Origin of the sequence: Pseudomonas alloputida (assembly GCF_021283545.2) — a bacterium.
GTDB lineage: Bacteria > Pseudomonadota > Gammaproteobacteria > Pseudomonadales > Pseudomonadaceae > Aquipseudomonas > Aquipseudomonas alloputida.
The window spans coordinates 4,564,356-4,581,010 of the sequence record NZ_CP128540.1 but is presented as its reverse complement, the minus strand read 5'-3'; the positions used below and the strand labels follow the sequence as shown (position 1 = coordinate 4,581,010).

The window sequence follows — 16,655 nt, the reverse complement described above, 5'->3', positions numbered from 1 at the left end:
GTGTTCGCGGGCATGCCCGCTCCCACAGGGACCGCATCTGATCTGTAATAGCCTCAATGGGCTTCCCCAGCCTTCAACCCTTCCGGCAACTTGCGGGTCAGCAGCACCGCCACCATGCTCACCGCCAACCCGATCCCGACAAAGTGGAAGGCATCGTTGTAAGCCATGATCAGCGCCTGCTGGTGGGTAATTTCGCTAAGTTTGCCCAGCGCTGCATTGTCATTGCCCAAGCGCTCCGCCAATTGCGCCAGCCGCTCAGCCACCTGTGGGTTGCTCGGCACCACCGATTCGCGCAGGTAGTCGAAGTACACCTTGGTGCGCGCATCCAGCAGGGTGGCCAGCAAGGCAATACCGATGGCCCCGCCCAGGTTACGCAGAATATTGAACAGGCTCGACGCGGACCCGGCATCCTGTTGTTGGATATACGCGGTGGCAATCAGCGAGATGGTCACCATGATCATCGGCTGGCCCAGGGCGCGGATGATCTGGATATGGTTGAACTGCGGCCCGGCAAAGTCCGGGTTGAGCACCCCCGAACCGAAACTGGCAGCGCCGAACAGGCAAAACCCCAGCGCGCATAGTACCTTGGGCGATATCACCTTCATCAGTTGCGGCACCAGCGGGATCAGGAACAGCTGCGGAATACCCATCCACATGATCACCTCGCCAATCTGCAAGGCGTTGTAACCCTGTACCTGCGCCAGGTACAGCGGTAGCAGATAGATCGAGCCGTACAGGCCCACACCCATGCCCAGGCTGGCGATGCTCGACAGGCCAAAGTTGCGGTTGCCGAGGATACGCAGGTTGATCAGCGGGTGAGGCTTGGAAAACTGCAGGATGACGAAGGTGATCAGGCTGACCAGTGCAACGCTGCCCAGGCCGACGATCAGGTGCGACTCCAGCCAGTCCTTGCGATGGCCTTCCTCGAGAAACACCTGCAGGCAGCCCAACCCAAGGCCGAGCGTGACGATGCCGGCATAATCGGTACTTTTCAGCAGCTCCCAGTGCGCCTCCTTCTTCTCAAGCCCGTATAACAAGCCGGCGATCATTAGCAGGCCCGGTGGGATATTGATGTAGAAGATGTATTCCCAGCCCCAGTTCTCGGTCAGCCAGCCGCCCAGGGTGGGTCCGATGGAGGGGGCAAAAGTGGCGGTCATGGCGAACATCGCCATGCCTTTGGCGCGGTGGTGCTCGGGCAGCTTGATCAGCGTCAGGGTGAAGGCCAGCGGGATCAGCGCGCCACCGGTGAAACCCTGCAAGGCACGGAACAGGATCATGCTCTCCAGGTTCCAGGCCATCGAGCACAGCAGCGACGACAGCAGGAAACCGCCGGATACCCACACCGCCAGGCGCCGCGCCGACAACAGCTGCACCAGCCAGGCCGTCAGCGGGATCATGATGATTTCCGCCACCAGGTAGGAGGTTGAAATCCATGAGCCTTCTTCCAGGGTCGCCGACAGAGCGCCCTGGATGTCCTTCAGCGAGGAGTTGGTGATCTGGATATCCAGCACTGCCATGAAGGCACCGAGCATCACGCTCATCACCGCGATCCAGTCGCGTCGGGTTGGCTCCGCTGTGGGGCGCAGCAGCTGGTCACCGGCCATTGTGGCCTTCGTCTTCGCTGCGCAGGTCGACGGTGGCGGTCACCGACATGCCGGGGCGAATACGCCCATGCAATGGGTTGTCGGCGTGGAACGTGAGTTTTATCGGGATGCGCTGCACAACTTTGGTGAAGTTGCCGGTGGCGTTGTCCGGTGGCAGCAGGCTGAACTGCGCACCGGACGCGGCGAACAGGCTGTCCACCCGGCCTTCGATCGGTGTGTCGGGGTAGCTGTCGAACAACAGTTCCGCGCGCTGGCCGGGGTGCATGCGGCCGATCTGGGTTTCCTTGAAGTTGGCCTGCACCCAGATGTCTTCATCCGGCACGATCGACAGCAGGTAGGCGCCGGCCTGCACCACCTGGCCATTGCGCGCATTGCGCTGGCCGATGGTGCCGCTGATCGGGGCATGGATTTCGCAGCGGGTCAGGTTCAGTTCGGCCTGGGCCAGGTCGGTGCGGGCATTGGCGATTTGCGCATCGAGGCGCTTGAGTTCGGCGTTCAGGGCGGTGACCTGCTGGCGCTGGCTTTGCAGGTCGGCGCGGGCCTTGTCGACCTGGGAGCCGGCGACATGGCTGTCCGCCGACAGGGTAGTGACCCGCTCTTCAGAGACAAAACCCGGCTTGCGCAGCTTCTCGGCACGGCTCAGGTCCAGCCGTGAACGGTCGAACGTGGCCTGGGTCGCCGCCAACTGGGCCTGGCCGGCAGCAATCAGGCTGCCTTGTTGGGTGAGGCGGCTTTGCGCTTGTGCGTACTCGGCTTCGCGGGTGGCCAGGGCGGCACGGGCGCGTTCGACCGCCAGCTCAAAGTCGGCGGCTTCCAGGCGCACCAGCAGGTCGCCCTTGCTGACGTGCTGGTTGTCCTCGACCGGCACCGTTTCGATACGTGCGCCAAGCTGGCTGGAGATACGGGTGATCTCACCCTGCACGTAAGCGTTGTCGGTGCTCTCGTAGAAGCGGCCCTTGAAGTACCAGTGGCCCAGGAAGGCGAGGGCGATGATGGCCACCAGGGCGAAGAAGAGCGTCAGGCGGCGTTTGAGTTGGGCAGGCATGGGGACTATCGTTCCAGAAATGTAAACAAATTTAACAGCGGCGCAGGGCCCGTCGACAAGTGACGTTCGCGCCATTGCTGGAGCCCGGTGCCCGCCTCCTGCTAACATCCCGCCTTTGTTTCATCTTTCGTTCGAGACTCTCCATGACCACCGTACGCACGCGTATTGCGCCATCGCCTACCGGCGACCCCCATGTCGGCACTGCCTACATCGCCCTGTTCAACTACTGCTTTGCCAAGCAGCACGGCGGTGAGTTCATCCTGCGCATCGAAGACACCGATCAGCTGCGCTCCACGCGTGAGTCGGAGCAACAGATCTTCGACGCCCTGCGCTGGCTTGGCATCGAATGGAACGAAGGCCCGGATGTCGGCGGTCCGCACGGCCCTTACCGGCAGAGCGAGCGTGGCGAAATCTACGCCAAATACGCCAAGGAACTGGTAGACGCCGGCCACGCTTTCTACTGCTTCTGCACTGCCGAAGAGCTGGAGCAGATGCGTGCCGAGCAGCAGGCTCGCGGCGAAACCCCGCGTTACGATGGCCGTGCGTTGCTGATGAGCGCCGAAGAAGTGCAGCGCCGCCTGGACGCTGGCGAGCCGCACGTGATCCGCATGAAGGTGCCGAGCGAAGGGATCTGCGTGGTGCCGGACATGCTGCGCGGCGATGTCGAGATCCCGTGGGACCGCATGGACATGCAGGTGCTGATGAAGAACGACGGCCTGCCGACGTACTTCCTGGCCAACGTGGTCGACGACCACCTGATGGGCATCACCCACGTGCTGCGTGGGGAAGAGTGGCTGCCATCGGCGCCCAAGCTGATCAAACTGTACGAGTACTTCGGCTGGGAGCAGCCCAAGCTGTGCTACATGCCGCTGCTGCGCAACCCGGACAAATCGAAACTGTCCAAGCGCAAGAACCCGACCTCGGTCACCTTCTACGAGCGCATGGGCTTCATGCCTGAAGCGATGCTCAACTACCTTGGCCGCATGGGCTGGTCGATGCCTGACGAGCGCGAGAAGTTCTCGCTGGCCGAAATGGTCGAGCACTTCGACCTGTCACGTATCTCGCTGGGCGGCCCGATCTTCGACATCGAGAAGCTGTCCTGGCTCAACGGCCAGTGGCTGCGCGAGCTGCCGGTAGAGGAGTTTGCCGCACGCCTGCAGAAGTGGGCGTTCAACAGCGACTACATGATGAAGATTGCCCCGCACGTGCAAGGCAGGGTCGAAACCTTCAGCCAGGTTGCCCCGTTGGGCGGGTTCTTCTTCGAAGGCGCGCTCAAGCTGGACGCCAAGCTGTTCGAAAGCAAGAAACTGTCGGCCGACCAGGTGCGCCAAGTGATCCAGCTGATCCTGTGGAAGCTTGAAAGCCTGCGTCAGTGGGAAAAAGAGCGCATCACCGGTTGCATCCAGGCTGTGGTCGAAGCGCTGGAACTGAAGCTGCGTGACGCCATGCCGCTGATGTTCGCCGCCATCACGGGCCAGGCCAGCTCGGTTTCGGTGCTGGACGCCATGGAAATCCTCGGCCCCGACCTGACGCGCTACCGCCTGCGCCAGGCTCTGGACCTGCTGGGTGGGGTGTCGAAGAAAGAAAACAAAGAGTGGGAAAAGCTGTTGGCTTCCATCGCCTGATTCAGCTTTGCACCTAACCAGTGGGAGCGGGCGTGCCCGCGAATGCAATGGTAAATTCAATATCGCATTCGCCGGCACGCCCGCTCCCACAGGCCAACTAAGCCCCAAAAAACCGGGGTAGGGCGGTAAGTGATTGTTATCTGTGAAAAAATTTTTGAATATTTTTGAAAATTAGTTTGACAGCCCTGCAATCCGAACTTAATATGCGCCCCGTCCACAGCGATGAACGAAAACGAAACGCCAGGCACCCAGCCAGCGATTCAGTTCAAAGCGACATTGTGGGGCTATAGCTCAGCTGGGAGAGCGCCTGCATGGCATGCAGGAGGTCAGCGGTTCGATCCCGCTTAGCTCCACCAAATTCCGCTTAGCAGCTAAGGCTGATAAGCAAGACCGGGTCCAGCAACCGGGTCTTGAAGGTAAGAAGGTTCGTCCCCTTCGTCTAGTGGCCTAGGACACCGCCCTTTCACGGCGGTAACAGGGGTTCGAGTCCCCTAGGGGACGCCAGTTTTACACAAGCGATGTTTTAATGTCGCTGGGCCGCGAGGCTAGAAATCCGGGGCTATAGCTCAGCTGGGAGAGCGCCTGCATGGCATGCAGGAGGTCAGCGGTTCGATCCCGCTTAGCTCCACCAATTTTGCCGCGGTTCGCGTTAGCGGATCGGCACGAAGGTTACGTCCCCTTCGTCTAGTGGCCTAGGACACCGCCCTTTCACGGCGGTAACAGGGGTTCGAGTCCCCTAGGGGACGCCACTTTTCCTGCGTTTTGCAGGGCTTAAAAAGGCTCGTCGATTATTGATGAGCCTTTTGTTTCGGGGCTATAGCTCAGCTGGGAGAGCGCCTGCATGGCATGCAGGAGGTCAGCGGTTCGATCCCGCTTAGCTCCACCATTTCTGCCAGGGTTCACGCAAGTGGATCTTCGCGAAGGTTACGTCCCCTTCGTCTAGTGGCCTAGGACACCGCCCTTTCACGGCGGTAACAGGGGTTCGAGTCCCCTAGGGGACGCCACGTTTACCCGCGTTTTGCGGGACTTTAAAGGCTCATTCGCTTATTGAATGGGCCTTTTGTTTTTTCCCTTCTCAATAATTTTCCCCCGACAAACGGCCGCAGATTTTGCTTGCCAAAAAATATGATGAGAATAATATTTCGATCATCATATTTTGCTTGGTGCGTGCCAGATGAGCGACAAGAAGAGCAGAACCCGCGAACGCATTCTGGAGGCTGCGCGCACTGCGTTGATCCAGCACGGCCCGGCCGAGCCCAGCGTCAGTCAGGTGATGGGTGCGGCAGGCCTGACCGTCGGCGGCTTCTATGCGCACTTCGACAGCAAGGACGAGCTTATGCTCGAAGCGTTCCGCCAGTTGTTGGGTGAGCGCCGTGCCTTGCTCGCCCAGATCGACCCCAATCTCGATGGCGCCGGGCGGCGAGCGCTGGCCGGGGCCTTCTACCTCTCGCGCAAGCACCGGGACTGCGAAGTACATGCTTGCCCGCTGCCTAACGCGTTGGGCGAAATGCAGCGCCTGCCGGAGGTCTTCCGCGAGGTGCTGGCCGAGCACATCGAGTTGATGACTGCCGCGATGGTCGACCGCCCTGAGGATGCCGACAAAGCGCTGGCCGACCTGGCCCTGATGGTTGGGGGGCTGGCGCTGGCCCGGGCCTTGGGGACCAGTGACCTGTCTGACCGTATTCTGCGCGCCGCCAAATCGGCGGTGCTTTAACCCTGGAGCATGGCGATGACTACCCTGAGCTGGATTCGCGGTGTCAATGGCACCTTGGGCCGCCTGGCCCCCGAGCATGTCGCGGGCAAGATGCGCCGAGCCTTCATGACCCCGCGCAACCTGCCGCCGCGGGATTGGGAGCTGCCTGTGCTGGCCAGCGCCGAGCGCATTACGCTGCGCTTCGGCCTGTCTGCCTTGCGCTGGGGTCAAGGGCCGACCGTGCTGCTGATGCACGGTTGGGAAGGGCGCCCGACGCAGTTTGCCGCCTTGATCGAGACCTTGGTTCAGGCGGGGCATACGGTGGTGTCGCTGGAAGGGCCTGGGCATGGTCGTTCGCCTGGCGAGCAAGCGAATGTGGTGCTGTTTGCCCGGGCGCTGCTTGAGGCTGCGGCTGAGTTGCCGCCCTTGCGTGCAGTCATTGGCCATTCCATGGGTGGGGCAAGCGTGCTGCTGGCTTTGCAGATGGGGCTGCGCACAGAGGCGGCTGTCAGCATTGCAGCGCCGGCGCGGTTGCTCGGTGTGTTGCGTGGTTTTGCCCATCGCCTGGGGCTGCCAGCACGGGCACGGGCAGCGTTCATTCGCCAGATCGAGCGCGATGTGGGCATGCAGATTGCGCGGCTGGATGTCACGGGGTACCAGCTGGAGCTGCCGGGGCTGGTGGTGCATGCTGCCGATGATGCTCTCGTGCCCGCAGATGAGGCACATGTCATCCACAAGTCCTGGTTCGACAGCCGGCTGATGCTGCTGGAAGAGGGTGGTCACCAGCGAGTGCTGGCCGACCCGCGGCTAAGTGAAGCCGTGCTCGAATTGCTGGCTCGGGCTGAAGCGGTTAGTGTCGGGGCGGCTTCAGTCGCGAACATCGGTATCGCCGCCGGTGCCATCCGCCGCGGTGTCTGATTCGCGGGCAAGCCCGCCCCTATAACGACTGCCTCAGGCTCACGGGGGCTGGACATTGCCCCGCAGATCGCTGCTAAATCGCCTTTTGCGCCAAGGAAGCGAAAATGAGCTGGGACCTGGCAACACCCTTCGTCATCGACCTGCGCGTCGGCAGCGAGGACATCGACGGCCTTGGCCATGCCAACAATGCCGTCTACGTCACCTGGCTTGAGCGCTGCGCCTGGCGCCACTCCCAGCGTCTGGGGCTGGACCTGGCCGAGTACCGGCGCCTTGACCGGGCGATGGCTGTGGTGCGCCACGAAATCGACTACCTGGCCGCCGCGTATGAAGACGACGAGCTGCAACTGGCCACCTGGATCATTGACTGGGACCAGCGCCTGCGCATGACGCGGCGGTTTCAGCTCAAGCGCCCGCGCGATGGTGTGACGCTGCTGCGTGCGCAAACCACCTTCGCCTGCATCGAGCTGTCCAGCGGCAAGCCCAGGCGCATGCCGGCGGAATTCGTCGAAGGTTACGGTCCGGCGCTGATCGGCGCCTGAGTGGCCGGCATTTTTTGTTAAACTGCCGGCTTTTTCCGCTGAGACCCCGACATGCAAATTGCCCTGGCCCCCATGGAGGGGCTGGTCGACAACATCCTGCGCGACGTATTGACTCGTGTGGGCGGTATCGACTGGTGCGTCACCGAGTTCATTCGCGTGTGCGACCGCCTGTTGCCGGCGTCCTCGTTCGACAAGCTGGCGCCTGAACTGCGTCAGGGCGCGCGCACGGCTGCCGGTGTGCCCATGCGCGTGCAATTGCTGGGTTCTGACCCAGTATGCCTGGCGGAAAACGCTGCACTGGCTTGCGAGCTTGGGGCGCCGGTGATCGACCTGAACTTCGGTTGCCCGGCAAAGACGGTGAACAAGTCGCGCGGTGGCGCGGTACTGCTCAAAGAGCCGGAGTTGCTGCACGCCATTGTGCGTGAAGTGCGGCGGGCGGTGCCGGCAAATATCCCGGTGACCTCGAAGATGCGCCTGGGCTTCGACAGCCCCGACGGGGCACTGGAGTGCGCCACGGCTTTGGCCGAAGGCGGTTCGGCACACCTGGTGGTGCACGCTCGGACCAAGGTTGAGGGCTACAAGCCGCCAGCGCACTGGGAGTGGGTGGCGCGGGTACAGGATGTGGTCAAGGTGCCGGTGTTCGCCAATGGTGAGATCTGGACGGTCGATGACTGGCGGCGTTGCCGCGAGGTCAGTGGCGCTGAAGACATCATGCTCGGGCGTGGGCTGGTATCGCGCCCGGACCTGGGCCTGCAGATTGCGGCGGCGCGGGACGGGCGCGACTATCAACCGATGAGCTGGCATGACTTGTTGCCTCTGTTGCGCGAGTTCTGGCGCCAGGCCCAGGCCAAATTGTCGCCGCGTTATGCGCCGGGGCGGATGAAGCAGTGGCTGGCGATGCTGACTCGCAGTTACCCTGAAGCGGTGGTGTTGTTTGCCGAGTTGCGCCGGGAAGATGACTGCGCGCGGATCAGCCGGTTGCTGGGGGTAGAGGCGCAAGTCTTGGAGGCTTGCGTCGCCTGAGCAGGCCGCTGGTACTGCACCTGTAGGAGCGGGTTTACCCGCGAAAGGGCCGGCCCTGCTGGCCAATCCCCACCCGCCGTTCACTGTTGCCGCCGCTACCCTATTCGCGGGTAAACCCGCTCCTACGCCTGATCGAGGATGGACACAGGTCGGTGGTTGGGCACAGGCCGCCGTGTAGGAACGGGTTCACCCGCGAAGAGGCCATCAAACCCCGTGCAAAAAAATCAAATTTTTTCTATTTATCCCTTGAAAGCATTTCCCTCGGCCATATCTTTTGAGTACGCGATGCCGAAGCCGGGTCGCGTAATGACTTACTTGCTGAATCTCAGGAGTTTATGACCATGACTACTGCTTTCTCTCTTGCTCCACTGTTCCGTCATTCCGTTGGTTTCGACCGTTTCAACGACCTGTTCGAATCCGCGGCACGTAACGAGGCCGGTAGCAGCTACCCGCCCTATAACGTGGAAAAGCATGGCGATGACCACTACCGCATCGTGGTTGCTGCAGCCGGTTTCCAGGAAGAGGACCTCGACCTGCAGGTCGAAAAAGGTGTCCTGACCGTGACCGGTGGCAAGCGCGACAATAGCGCCGCTGAAGTGACCTACCTGCACCAGGGTATCGCACAACGCGCCTTCAAGCTGTCGTTCCGCCTGGCAGATCACATCGAAGTGAAGGCCGCCGGCCTGGCCAATGGCCTGCTCAGCATCGACCTGCTGCGCATCGTGCCTGAAGAAGCCAAGGCCAAGCGCATTCCGATCAATGGCGAAAAACCAGCGCTGAACTGATCGAGCTGCAACGAAAAAAAGGGCACCTCCAGAGGTGCCCTTTTTCGTGCTTCTCACGCAGTCCCGCGTAGGTGCGCGGCCGTCATGCGATCAGTAATCTGCCGGCGCCTCCAGCAACATCTGCCGAAACTCCGGTAACGGTAATGGCCGGCTGTGCAGATAACCCTGGTACAGATGGCACCCCAGCCGCTCGAGAAACGCCAGCTGTTCGGTCAGTTCTACCCCTTCGGCAATCACCGCCAGGTCCAGGCTGCGCGCCATGGCGACAATGGCGCGGACAATTTCTGCGTCGTTGGGGTCGACCGGAGCATCGCGTACGAAGCTCTGGTCGATCTTCAGCGCATCGACCGGCAGGCGCTTCAGGTAAGTCAGCGAGGAATAGCCGGTGCCGAAGTCATCCATGGCAAAACTCACCCCGTAGCGCTTCAGCTCGCACATCTTGCTGATGGTGTCTTCCAGGTTCTGTATGACGATGCCTTCTGTGATTTCCAGCGTCAGCATCTGCCGCGGCAGGCGGTAATCGTCCAGGCTGCGCAGCACCCGCCCGACAAAGTCGTTCTGGCGGAACTGTCGCGGGCTTATGTTCACGCACAGGTTGAAATCATCAGCGTCGATCAGCCCGTCGGTCAGCATGCGGGCGCAGGCGTCGCAGGCTTCGTCGAGAATCCAGCTGCCAACTTCAAGGATCAGGCCACTTTCTTCCAGTACCTGGATGAACTGCGAGGGCGGTTGCTGACCCAGTTGCGGGTGGTGCCAGCGCAACAGTACTTCGGCACCGACGATGCGGTTGTCGCGGGCATCCACCTGCGGCTGGAAGTGCAGTGCCAGCTCGCCACGGGCCAGGGCCAGGCGCAGGTCGTTTTCCATGCGCAGGCGCTCGCTGGCGGCCTTCTGCATGGTGGTGTGAAACAGCTGGGTGGTGTTGCGACCGGAGTCCTTGGCCCGGTACAGGGCGATATCGGCACGTTTGAGCAGGTCGGCCGGTGTGGTGCCGTGGTCGGGGATCAGCGCCACGCCGATGCTGGGCGTTACCTGCAGGCGCTGGCCATCCAGTGACATTGGCTCGGCCAGCAGTTCGCGCAGGGTGTCGGCCAGCTCGCGCACTTTCTCTTCAACGTGTTCGCGGCTCCCTTCCAGGCCGCTAAGCAGCACCACGAATTCGTCGCCCCCCAGACGCGCCACGGTGTCCTCCAGGCGCACGCTGGCCTCAAGGCGGGCGGTGATGATCTTCAGCACGGTGTCGCCCACCGGGTGGCCCAGCGAGTCGTTGATGTGCTTGAAGTGGTCGAGGTCGAGGAACAGCAGGGCGCCACGCAGGTTATGGCGCTTGAGCAGGGCGATCTGCTGGCTCAGGCGGTCCATCAGCAAGGCGCGGTTGGGCAGGTTGGTCAGCGGGTCGTGATAGGCCAGGTGGCGTATCTGCGCCTGGGCGTTCTTCAGCTGGCTGACGTCGCGGGCGGTCAGCAGCAGGCAATCCACTTCGTTGAGGGTGATCGGTTCCACCGAAACCTCGACCGTGAGGATATCGCCACGCTTGTTGCGCCCGAGCATCTCGCGGTGGTGTACCCGGCCGCGCTCGCGCAACTCGGCCAGCAGCGCGCTGCGCTGCTTGTCGTCGGCCCAGATGCCGATCTCATACACCGTGTGGCCGATCACTTCATCAGTGCTGTAGCCGGTCAGGCGGCAGAAGCCGTCGTTGACCTCCAGGTAGCGGCCGCTGTGGCGTTCGGTGATGGTGATGGCGTCGGGGCTGGAGTGGAAGGCCTTGGCGAACTTCTCCTCGCTGGACTTCAGCGCGGCTTCGGCGCGTTGTTGCTGGGTGATGTCGCGCAGGGTGGTCACGCTGCAGGGCTGGTCGTCGACGGTGATCAGGCGGCTGGAAATCACACAGGTCAGCGGGTCGCCATTGCGGTGGTTGAGTACCACGGCGACGTTACTCAAGGCCTGTTCGCGGATCACCTGCTCGATACGTTTCGCGCGCTCGACGGACTCGGCCCACAGGCCGATTTCCTCGGCGGTACGCCCAAGCACCTGCGCGCTGCTCCAGCCGAAGGTCTGGGTGAACGCCGGATTGATCTCGATGAACTGGCCAGTGTCCTGGCGTGTGACGCAGATCGGGTCGGGGCTGACCTGGAACAGGCTGGCAAACTTCTCTTCCGAGGCGCTCAGGCGTTGTTCGCGCTCCACCTGATCGGTGATGTCGAGCAAGGTGCCCGCCATGCGCAGGGGGATGCCCTGGTCGTCGCGGTACAGCCGCGCGCGGCTTTCGATGTAGCGTGAAGTGCCGTTTTCCAGCTGCACCCGGTAGGTGATCTGATAGTTGCCGGCGGGCCCTTCGCGCAGGCTACGGTAGGCTTGTCGCATCGAGTTGCGCTCGTGCTCCGGCACGCCCTCGAAGAACGCATCGAACGATTCATGAAAGGGGATGGGCGGCAAGCCATGCAGCTGCGCGGCGCGGGCCGAGCCGTAGAGCATGCCGCTTGGGATGTGCCAGTCCCAGGTGCCAAGTTGCGCCGAGTCCAGGGCCAGGTCCAGGCGCTCCTGGCTGTCCTTCAGGGCCTGCTCGGCACGCTTGCGTTCGGTGGTGTCGACGAATGTACTGATCAGGAAAGTCACGCCTTCCAGCTCGATGCCCTGGGTGCACAGGATGCCGTCATGCACCTTGCCGCTGGTTGCGCGGAATTGCACCTCCATGATCAGCGGGCCGCCGTTGGCACGGGTCGACTCCACTATCTGGTGGCGCTGTTCGGGGTTGACCCACAGGCCCAGTTCCAGGCTGGTCTTGCCGATCACCTGGCTGCCGGGCCAGCCGAACATGTCTTCGAAGTGCTGGTTGACCTCGAAGATCATGCCATCGCGGCGGCGGGTCAGCAAAATGGCGTTGGGGCTCAGGTGAAACAGCGTGGCGAAGCGCTTTTCCGAATTGATCAGCGCCGTTTCCCGTTCGCGCTGGCGGGTGATCTCGCGGATCACGCCGATCATCTGCGGTCGGCCGTGCGGGTCGTGGGTCAGGCTGCCGTTGATCTCCAGCCAGTGCAGGCTGCCGTCCGGCCAGCGGATACGGTGGCGCATGGCTTGCTCCACCGGCTCGCCATTGACCACCGCCTGGAACACCTGGCGCGTGCGGGCGCGATCCTCCTCGGGCAGCAGGTCGAGGTAATCGATATCGGCGGGCAGTGGCCGCTGTGGATCGAAACCGAACAGGGCCTGGGTGCCCCGCGACCAACTAACCCTGCCGCTTTCGATATCCCATAGCCAGGCACCCAGGTGCGCACCGTTGAGCGCTGCCAGCAGTTGCGGGGCGTTCTGCCAGGCCTGCTCGGACTCCTGGGGATCAGCTGCGGGTATTCGCGGCAGGCGCAAAAAGCGGTTTGCTGATTTGGGCATTGGTACCAGACCTGTGGCGTATGACGTGTCCTTGGAATACGAATAGCTGGCTGACAGCCGGTCAGGTGGGCCCTGAGTGGCTGTCGAGCAGGGCCATGAATGCCCTGGCCGCATTCGATAGCGTACGCTCCGTGTGCAGAATGTAGCCTAGCTGGCGCGACAGCTGTATGCCGGGTAAAGCGATGGGTGCAACCTGTTCGTCGAGCATGGTGCGTGGCAGCACGCTCCAGGCCAGGCCGATCGACACCATCATCTTGATGGTTTCCAGGTAGTTGGTGCTCATGGCGATGTTCGGCGTCAAGCCCTGGCTTTCGAACAGGCGCTGGACAATATGGTGGGTAAAGGTGTTGCCGCCGGGAAATACCGCCGGGTGGCGGGCGATGTCAGCCAGGCTGACCGACTGGTTGTTGGCCAGCGGGTGCTCGGGGGCGGCGACGAAGTCCAGGGCGTCGTCCCACACCGGCACGGCCTTGACCAAATGGTGCGGCTCGGGCGCCAGGGTGATAACGGCGATTTCGGCGCGGCCATGCAGAATCTCGTCGTAGGCCTGTTCCGAATCCATGAACTGAATATCCAGTGCTACTGCCGGGTACTGGCGGGTGAAAACCCGTAACAACGGGGGCAGGCGGTGCAGGCCGATGTGGTGGCTGGTGGCCAGGGTCAGGCGACCGCTCACGGCCCCGGTCAGATTGGTCAGCGCCCGTCGGGTATCATCCAGGACGTTGAGGATCTGGTACGCACGCGGCAGCAGTGCGCGCCCGGCTTCAGTCAGGGTCACCTCGCGGCCCAGGCGGTCGAACAGGCGCACGTCCAGTTGCTGCTCCAGGCCGGCGATGCGTTTGCTGATGGCCGGCTGGGTCAGGAACAGGCGTTCGGCTGCGCCGGAAAAGCTGCCGGTTTCGGCAATGGCGATGAAGGCACTGAGGTTGGCCAGGTCCATGGTGTCGTATTCCTTTGGGTTATCCAAAGCATAAAAATTATGAATTTGAGTTATTCAATCTAACCCCCTAGCATCGTCCGTACAAGCCAAGGGGTCTTTGGCATAGAAAGACGCTGATGAGGAACAGTCTGATGGCTGGCAAAACGCTCTACGACAAACTCTGGGAAGCCCATGAGGTCAAGCGCCGTGATGACGGCTCGTCCCTGATCTACATCGACCGCCACATCATCCACGAAGTGACGTCGCCCCAGGCCTTCGAAGGCCTGCGCCTGGCCAACCGCAAGCCATGGCGTATCGACGCCAACATCGCCACGCCCGACCACAACGTGCCGACCACGCCAGAGCGCAAGGGCGGTATCGAGGCGATCGTCGACCAGGTGTCGCGCCTGCAGGTGCAGACCCTCGACGAGAACTGTGACGAATACGGCATCGTCGAATTCAAGATGAATGACGAGCGCCAGGGCATCGTCCACGTCATCAGCCCGGAGCAGGGCGCCACCTTGCCGGGCATGACCGTGGTCTGCGGTGACTCGCACACCTCCACTCACGGCGCCTTCGGTGCCTTGGCCCATGGCATCGGCACTTCCGAGGTCGAGCACGTGCTCGCCACCCAGTGCCTGGTCGCCAAGAAGATGAAGAACATGCTGGTGCGCGTGGAAGGCCAATTGCCTGCCGGCGTCACCGCCAAGGATATCGTGCTGGCCGTGATCGGCAAGATCGGCACCGCCGGTGGCAACGGTCACGCCATGGAATTCGCAGGCAGTGCCATTCGCGAATTGTCGATGGAAGGCCGCATGACCATCTGCAACATGTCCATCGAAGCCGGCGCCCGCGTGGGCCTGGTGGCAACCGATGCCACTACCGTTGCCTACGTCGAAGGGCGCCCGTACGCGCCGAAGGGCGAGCAGTGGAAGCAAGCGGTCGAGTCGTGGAAAGACCTGGTGTCGGATGACGATGCCGTATTCGACACCGTGGTCGAGCTGGATGCCAGCCAGATCAAGCCACAGGTCAGCTGGGGCACTTCGCCCGAGATGGTCCTGGCCGTCGACCAGCGCGTACCGGATCCGGCTGCCGAAACCGACCTGGTCAAGCGTGGTTCGATCGAGCGTGCCTTGAAGTACATGGGTCTGACCGCCAACCAGGCGATCACCGACATCAAGCTGGACCGTGTGTTCATCGGCTCGTGCACCAACTCGCGAATCGAGGACCTGCGCGCTGCGGCGGAAATCGCCAAGGGCCGCAAGGTGGCCGCCAGCGTCAAGCAAGCCATCGTCGTGCCAGGTTCCGGTCTGGTCAAGGCCCAGGCCGAGCGTGAGGGCCTGGACAAGATCTTCCTCGAAGCCGGTTTCGAATGGCGTGAACCAGGCTGCTCGATGTGCCTGGCGATGAACCCGGACCGCCTTGAAAGCGGCGAGCACTGTGCGTCCACCTCCAACCGCAACTTCGAAGGCCGTCAGGGCGCCGGTGGCCGTACCCACCTGGTCAGTCCGGCCATGGCCGCCGCTGCTGCTGTAGCGGGCCACTTCATCGATGTCCGCGAGTTGATCCAAGGGAGCGCAGCATGAAAGCCTTTACCCAGCACACTGGCATCGTCGCACCGTTGGACCGTGCCAACGTCGACACCGACCAGATCATCCCCAAGCAGTTCTTGAAGTCGATCAAGCGCACTGGCTTTGGCCCGAACCTGTTCGACGAGTGGCGTTACCTGGACGTGGGTCAGCCCTACCAGGACAACAGCAAGCGCCCGCTCAACGAAGAGTTCGTGCTCAACCACGCGCGCTACCAAGGTGCCAGCGTGTTGCTGGCGCGGGAAAACTTTGGTTGCGGCTCCAGCCGTGAGCATGCCCCCTGGGCGCTGGACGAGTACGGCTTCCGCAGCATCATTGCGCCGAGCTTTGCCGACATTTTCTTCAACAACAGCTTCAAGAACGGCTTGCTGCCGATCATTCTCAGCGATGAGGAAGTCGACGAGCTGTTCAAGCAGGTCGAAGCCAACCCGGGCTACCAGCTGACCATCGACCTGCAGGCGCAGGCGGTGACCCGCCCGGATGGCAAGGTGCTGCACTTCGAGATCGATGCGTTCCGCAAGCACTGCCTGCTCAACGGTCTGGACGATATCGGCCTGACCTTGCAGGACAGCGACGCGATCAAGGCCTTCGAAGCCAAGCACCGCGCCAGCCAGCCTTGGCTGTTCCGTGATGCCTGAAGTTCGTAGGTGACAGTGCGGGCCTCCTCGCTCCTACAGAAAGTTACGCGGTCGCTGTAGGCGCGGGTTTACCCGCGAAGAGGCCGGCACAGGCAACAAAAATCTAAAGGAACGAGACATGACCAGCACCCAGCACATCGATGTGGTCCAACGCCAGTTCGGCGAGCAGGCCAGCGCCTACCTCAGCAGCGCCGTGCACGCCCAAGGCAGTGAATTCGCCCTGCTGCAGGCTGAGCTGGCAGGGCAGGCCCATGCCCGCGTGCTGGACCTGGGCTGCGGTGCCGGTCATGTCAGCTTCCACGTCGCCCCGCTGGTTGCCGAAGTGGTCGCCTACGACCTCTCGCAGTCCATGCTCGACGTGGTCGCCAGCGCCGCCGCCGAGCGTGGCCTGGCCAATATCACGACCGAACGCGGCGCTGCCGAACGCCTGCCGTTCGCCGATGCTTCGTTCGACTTTGTCTTCAGCCGTTATTCGGCCCACCACTGGAGCGACCTGGGCCTGGCTCTGCGCGAGGTGCGCCGGGTGCTCAAGCCAGGTGGTGTGGCGGCGTTCATCGACGTGATGTCGCCGGGCAGCCCGCTGCTCGACACTTACCTGCAAACGGTCGAAGTGCTGCGCGACACCAGCCACGTGCGCGACTACTCCGCCGCCGAGTGGCAACGCCAGGTCAGCGAAGCCGGCCTGCACGTGCGCAGCCACACCCGCCAAACGTTGCGCCTGGAGTGGAGCACCTGGGTTGAGCGCATGCGCACCCCCGAGCCGATGCGCGTGGCCATCCGCCAATTGCAGCAAGCCATGGGCGAAGAAGTACGGCAGTATTACCAGATCGAGGCCGACGGCTCGTTCAGCACCGATGTGCTGGTGTTGTGGGCCGAGCGTTAAGCACTTT

General features: G+C 62.5%; 13 protein-coding genes and 6 tRNA genes. 15 read left to right on the top strand and 4 right to left on the bottom strand.

Annotation, left to right across the window (positions count from 1 at the left end):
* Positions 1–53: 53 nt before the first annotated feature.
* Together LU682_RS21185 and LU682_RS21180 are read right to left on the bottom strand one after the other, a co-directional pair.
* Positions 54–1,604 carry an MDR family MFS transporter gene (locus tag LU682_RS21185; RefSeq protein ID WP_010952993.1) on the bottom strand — a complete coding sequence of 517 codons (1,551 nt, stop codon included), beginning with the start codon at positions 1,602–1,604 and terminating at the stop codon, positions 54–56.
* On the bottom strand, positions 1,594–2,649 hold the full coding sequence (locus LU682_RS21180) for an HlyD family secretion protein (RefSeq protein WP_049586797.1): 1,056 nt from the start codon (positions 2,647–2,649) through the stop codon (positions 1,594–1,596). The genes LU682_RS21185 and LU682_RS21180 overlap by 11 nt, the downstream gene beginning before the upstream one ends.
* Positions 2,650–2,792: 143 nt before the next feature.
* Between LU682_RS21180 and gltX the strand changes: the two genes are divergently transcribed.
* The 12 genes from gltX to LU682_RS21120 all read left to right on the top strand — a co-directional run bounded on the left by gltX (position 2,793) and on the right by LU682_RS21120 (position 9,232).
* On the top strand, positions 2,793–4,274 hold the full coding sequence (gltX, locus tag LU682_RS21175; protein WP_010952995.1) for a glutamate--tRNA ligase: 1,482 nt from the start codon (positions 2,793–2,795) through the stop codon (positions 4,272–4,274).
* 280 nt (positions 4,275–4,554) lie between these two features.
* Positions 4,555–4,630, top strand: a tRNA-Ala gene (locus LU682_RS21170).
* A 72-nt stretch (positions 4,631–4,702) separates the two neighbouring features.
* Positions 4,703–4,778: transfer RNA gene (locus LU682_RS21165), tRNA-Glu, on the top strand.
* A 51-nt stretch (positions 4,779–4,829) separates the two neighbouring features.
* Positions 4,830–4,905 (top strand) — tRNA-Ala (locus tag LU682_RS21160).
* A gap of 42 nt (positions 4,906–4,947) precedes the next feature.
* Positions 4,948–5,023: transfer RNA gene (locus LU682_RS21155), tRNA-Glu, on the top strand.
* A gap of 61 nt (positions 5,024–5,084) precedes the next feature.
* A tRNA-Ala gene (locus tag LU682_RS21150) sits at positions 5,085–5,160 on the top strand.
* Between the two features lie 42 nt (positions 5,161–5,202).
* Positions 5,203–5,278, top strand: a tRNA-Glu gene (locus LU682_RS21145).
* A 170-nt stretch (positions 5,279–5,448) separates the two neighbouring features.
* Positions 5,449–5,988 (top strand): TetR/AcrR family transcriptional regulator, encoded by a 540-nt coding sequence (locus LU682_RS21140; RefSeq protein WP_010952996.1) that lies wholly within the window; start codon positions 5,449–5,451, stop codon positions 5,986–5,988.
* Between the two features lie 15 nt (positions 5,989–6,003).
* Positions 6,004–6,885, top strand: coding sequence for an alpha/beta fold hydrolase (locus tag LU682_RS21135; protein WP_010952997.1), 882 nt, complete (start codon positions 6,004–6,006; stop codon positions 6,883–6,885).
* A gap of 104 nt (positions 6,886–6,989) precedes the next feature.
* Entirely contained in the window at positions 6,990–7,424 is a 435-nt protein-coding gene (locus LU682_RS21130; protein WP_003247186.1) for an acyl-CoA thioesterase, read from the top strand.
* Positions 7,425–7,475: 51 nt separating this feature from the next.
* A complete protein-coding gene (locus LU682_RS21125; RefSeq protein ID WP_010952998.1) occupies positions 7,476–8,447 on the top strand; it encodes a tRNA dihydrouridine synthase in 972 nt (323 codons plus the stop codon).
* Between the two features lie 341 nt (positions 8,448–8,788).
* Positions 8,789–9,232 (top strand): Hsp20 family protein, encoded by a 444-nt coding sequence (locus LU682_RS21120; protein ID WP_019437397.1) that lies wholly within the window; start codon positions 8,789–8,791, stop codon positions 9,230–9,232.
* 90 nt (positions 9,233–9,322) lie between these two features.
* Here LU682_RS21120 and LU682_RS21115 read toward each other — a convergent pair whose 3' ends face one another.
* Together LU682_RS21115 and LU682_RS21110 are read right to left on the bottom strand one after the other, a co-directional pair.
* On the bottom strand, positions 9,323–12,619 hold the full coding sequence (locus LU682_RS21115; RefSeq protein WP_049586794.1) for a bifunctional diguanylate cyclase/phosphodiesterase: 3,297 nt from the start codon (positions 12,617–12,619) through the stop codon (positions 9,323–9,325).
* Between the two features lie 61 nt (positions 12,620–12,680).
* Complete coding sequence (locus LU682_RS21110) at positions 12,681–13,559, bottom strand: LysR family transcriptional regulator (RefSeq protein WP_010953001.1); 879 nt, start codon at positions 13,557–13,559, stop codon at positions 12,681–12,683.
* Positions 13,560–13,690: 131 nt separating this feature from the next.
* Between LU682_RS21110 and leuC the strand changes: the two genes are divergently transcribed.
* The 3 genes from leuC to LU682_RS21095 all read left to right on the top strand — a co-directional run bounded on the left by leuC (position 13,691) and on the right by LU682_RS21095 (position 16,648).
* The gene (gene leuC / locus LU682_RS21105; protein WP_010953002.1) at positions 13,691–15,124 is read left to right on the top strand and encodes a 3-isopropylmalate dehydratase large subunit; all 1,434 of its coding nucleotides are present in this window, start codon (positions 13,691–13,693) and stop codon (positions 15,122–15,124) included.
* Positions 15,121–15,765, top strand: coding sequence for a 3-isopropylmalate dehydratase small subunit (leuD, locus tag LU682_RS21100; protein WP_010953003.1), 645 nt, complete (start codon positions 15,121–15,123; stop codon positions 15,763–15,765). The genes leuC and leuD overlap by 4 nt, the downstream gene beginning before the upstream one ends.
* Positions 15,766–15,883: 118 nt before the next feature.
* Complete coding sequence (locus LU682_RS21095; protein WP_010953004.1) at positions 15,884–16,648, top strand: class I SAM-dependent methyltransferase; 765 nt, start codon at positions 15,884–15,886, stop codon at positions 16,646–16,648.
* Positions 16,649–16,655: the final 7 nt, after the last annotated feature.

What these genes read in the sequence shown, in the direction of transcription:
- LU682_RS21110 (WP_010953001.1), bottom strand. Translation starts at nt 13,559, where the DNA reads ATGGACCTGGCCAACCTCAGTGCCTTCATCGCCATTGCCGAAACCGGC.
- LU682_RS21185 (WP_010952993.1), bottom strand. Translation starts at nt 1,604, where the DNA reads ATGGCCGGTGACCAGCTGCTGCGCCCCACAGCGGAGCCAACCCGACGC.
- LU682_RS21140 (WP_010952996.1), top strand. Translation starts at nt 5,449, where the DNA reads ATGAGCGACAAGAAGAGCAGAACCCGCGAACGCATTCTGGAGGCTGCG.
- LU682_RS21180 (WP_049586797.1), bottom strand. Translation starts at nt 2,649, where the DNA reads ATGCCTGCCCAACTCAAACGCCGCCTGACGCTCTTCTTCGCCCTGGTG.
- gltX (WP_010952995.1), top strand. Translation starts at nt 2,793, where the DNA reads ATGACCACCGTACGCACGCGTATTGCGCCATCGCCTACCGGCGACCCC.
- LU682_RS21115 (WP_049586794.1), bottom strand. Translation starts at nt 12,619, where the DNA reads ATGCCCAAATCAGCAAACCGCTTTTTGCGCCTGCCGCGAATACCCGCA.
- LU682_RS21130 (WP_003247186.1), top strand. Translation starts at nt 6,990, where the DNA reads ATGAGCTGGGACCTGGCAACACCCTTCGTCATCGACCTGCGCGTCGGC.
- LU682_RS21135 (WP_010952997.1), top strand. Translation starts at nt 6,004, where the DNA reads ATGACTACCCTGAGCTGGATTCGCGGTGTCAATGGCACCTTGGGCCGC.
- LU682_RS21095 (WP_010953004.1), top strand. Translation starts at nt 15,884, where the DNA reads ATGACCAGCACCCAGCACATCGATGTGGTCCAACGCCAGTTCGGCGAG.
- LU682_RS21120 (WP_019437397.1), top strand. Translation starts at nt 8,789, where the DNA reads ATGACTACTGCTTTCTCTCTTGCTCCACTGTTCCGTCATTCCGTTGGT.
- leuC (WP_010953002.1), top strand. Translation starts at nt 13,691, where the DNA reads ATGGCTGGCAAAACGCTCTACGACAAACTCTGGGAAGCCCATGAGGTC.
- leuD (WP_010953003.1), top strand. Translation starts at nt 15,121, where the DNA reads ATGAAAGCCTTTACCCAGCACACTGGCATCGTCGCACCGTTGGACCGT.
- LU682_RS21125 (WP_010952998.1), top strand. Translation starts at nt 7,476, where the DNA reads ATGCAAATTGCCCTGGCCCCCATGGAGGGGCTGGTCGACAACATCCTG.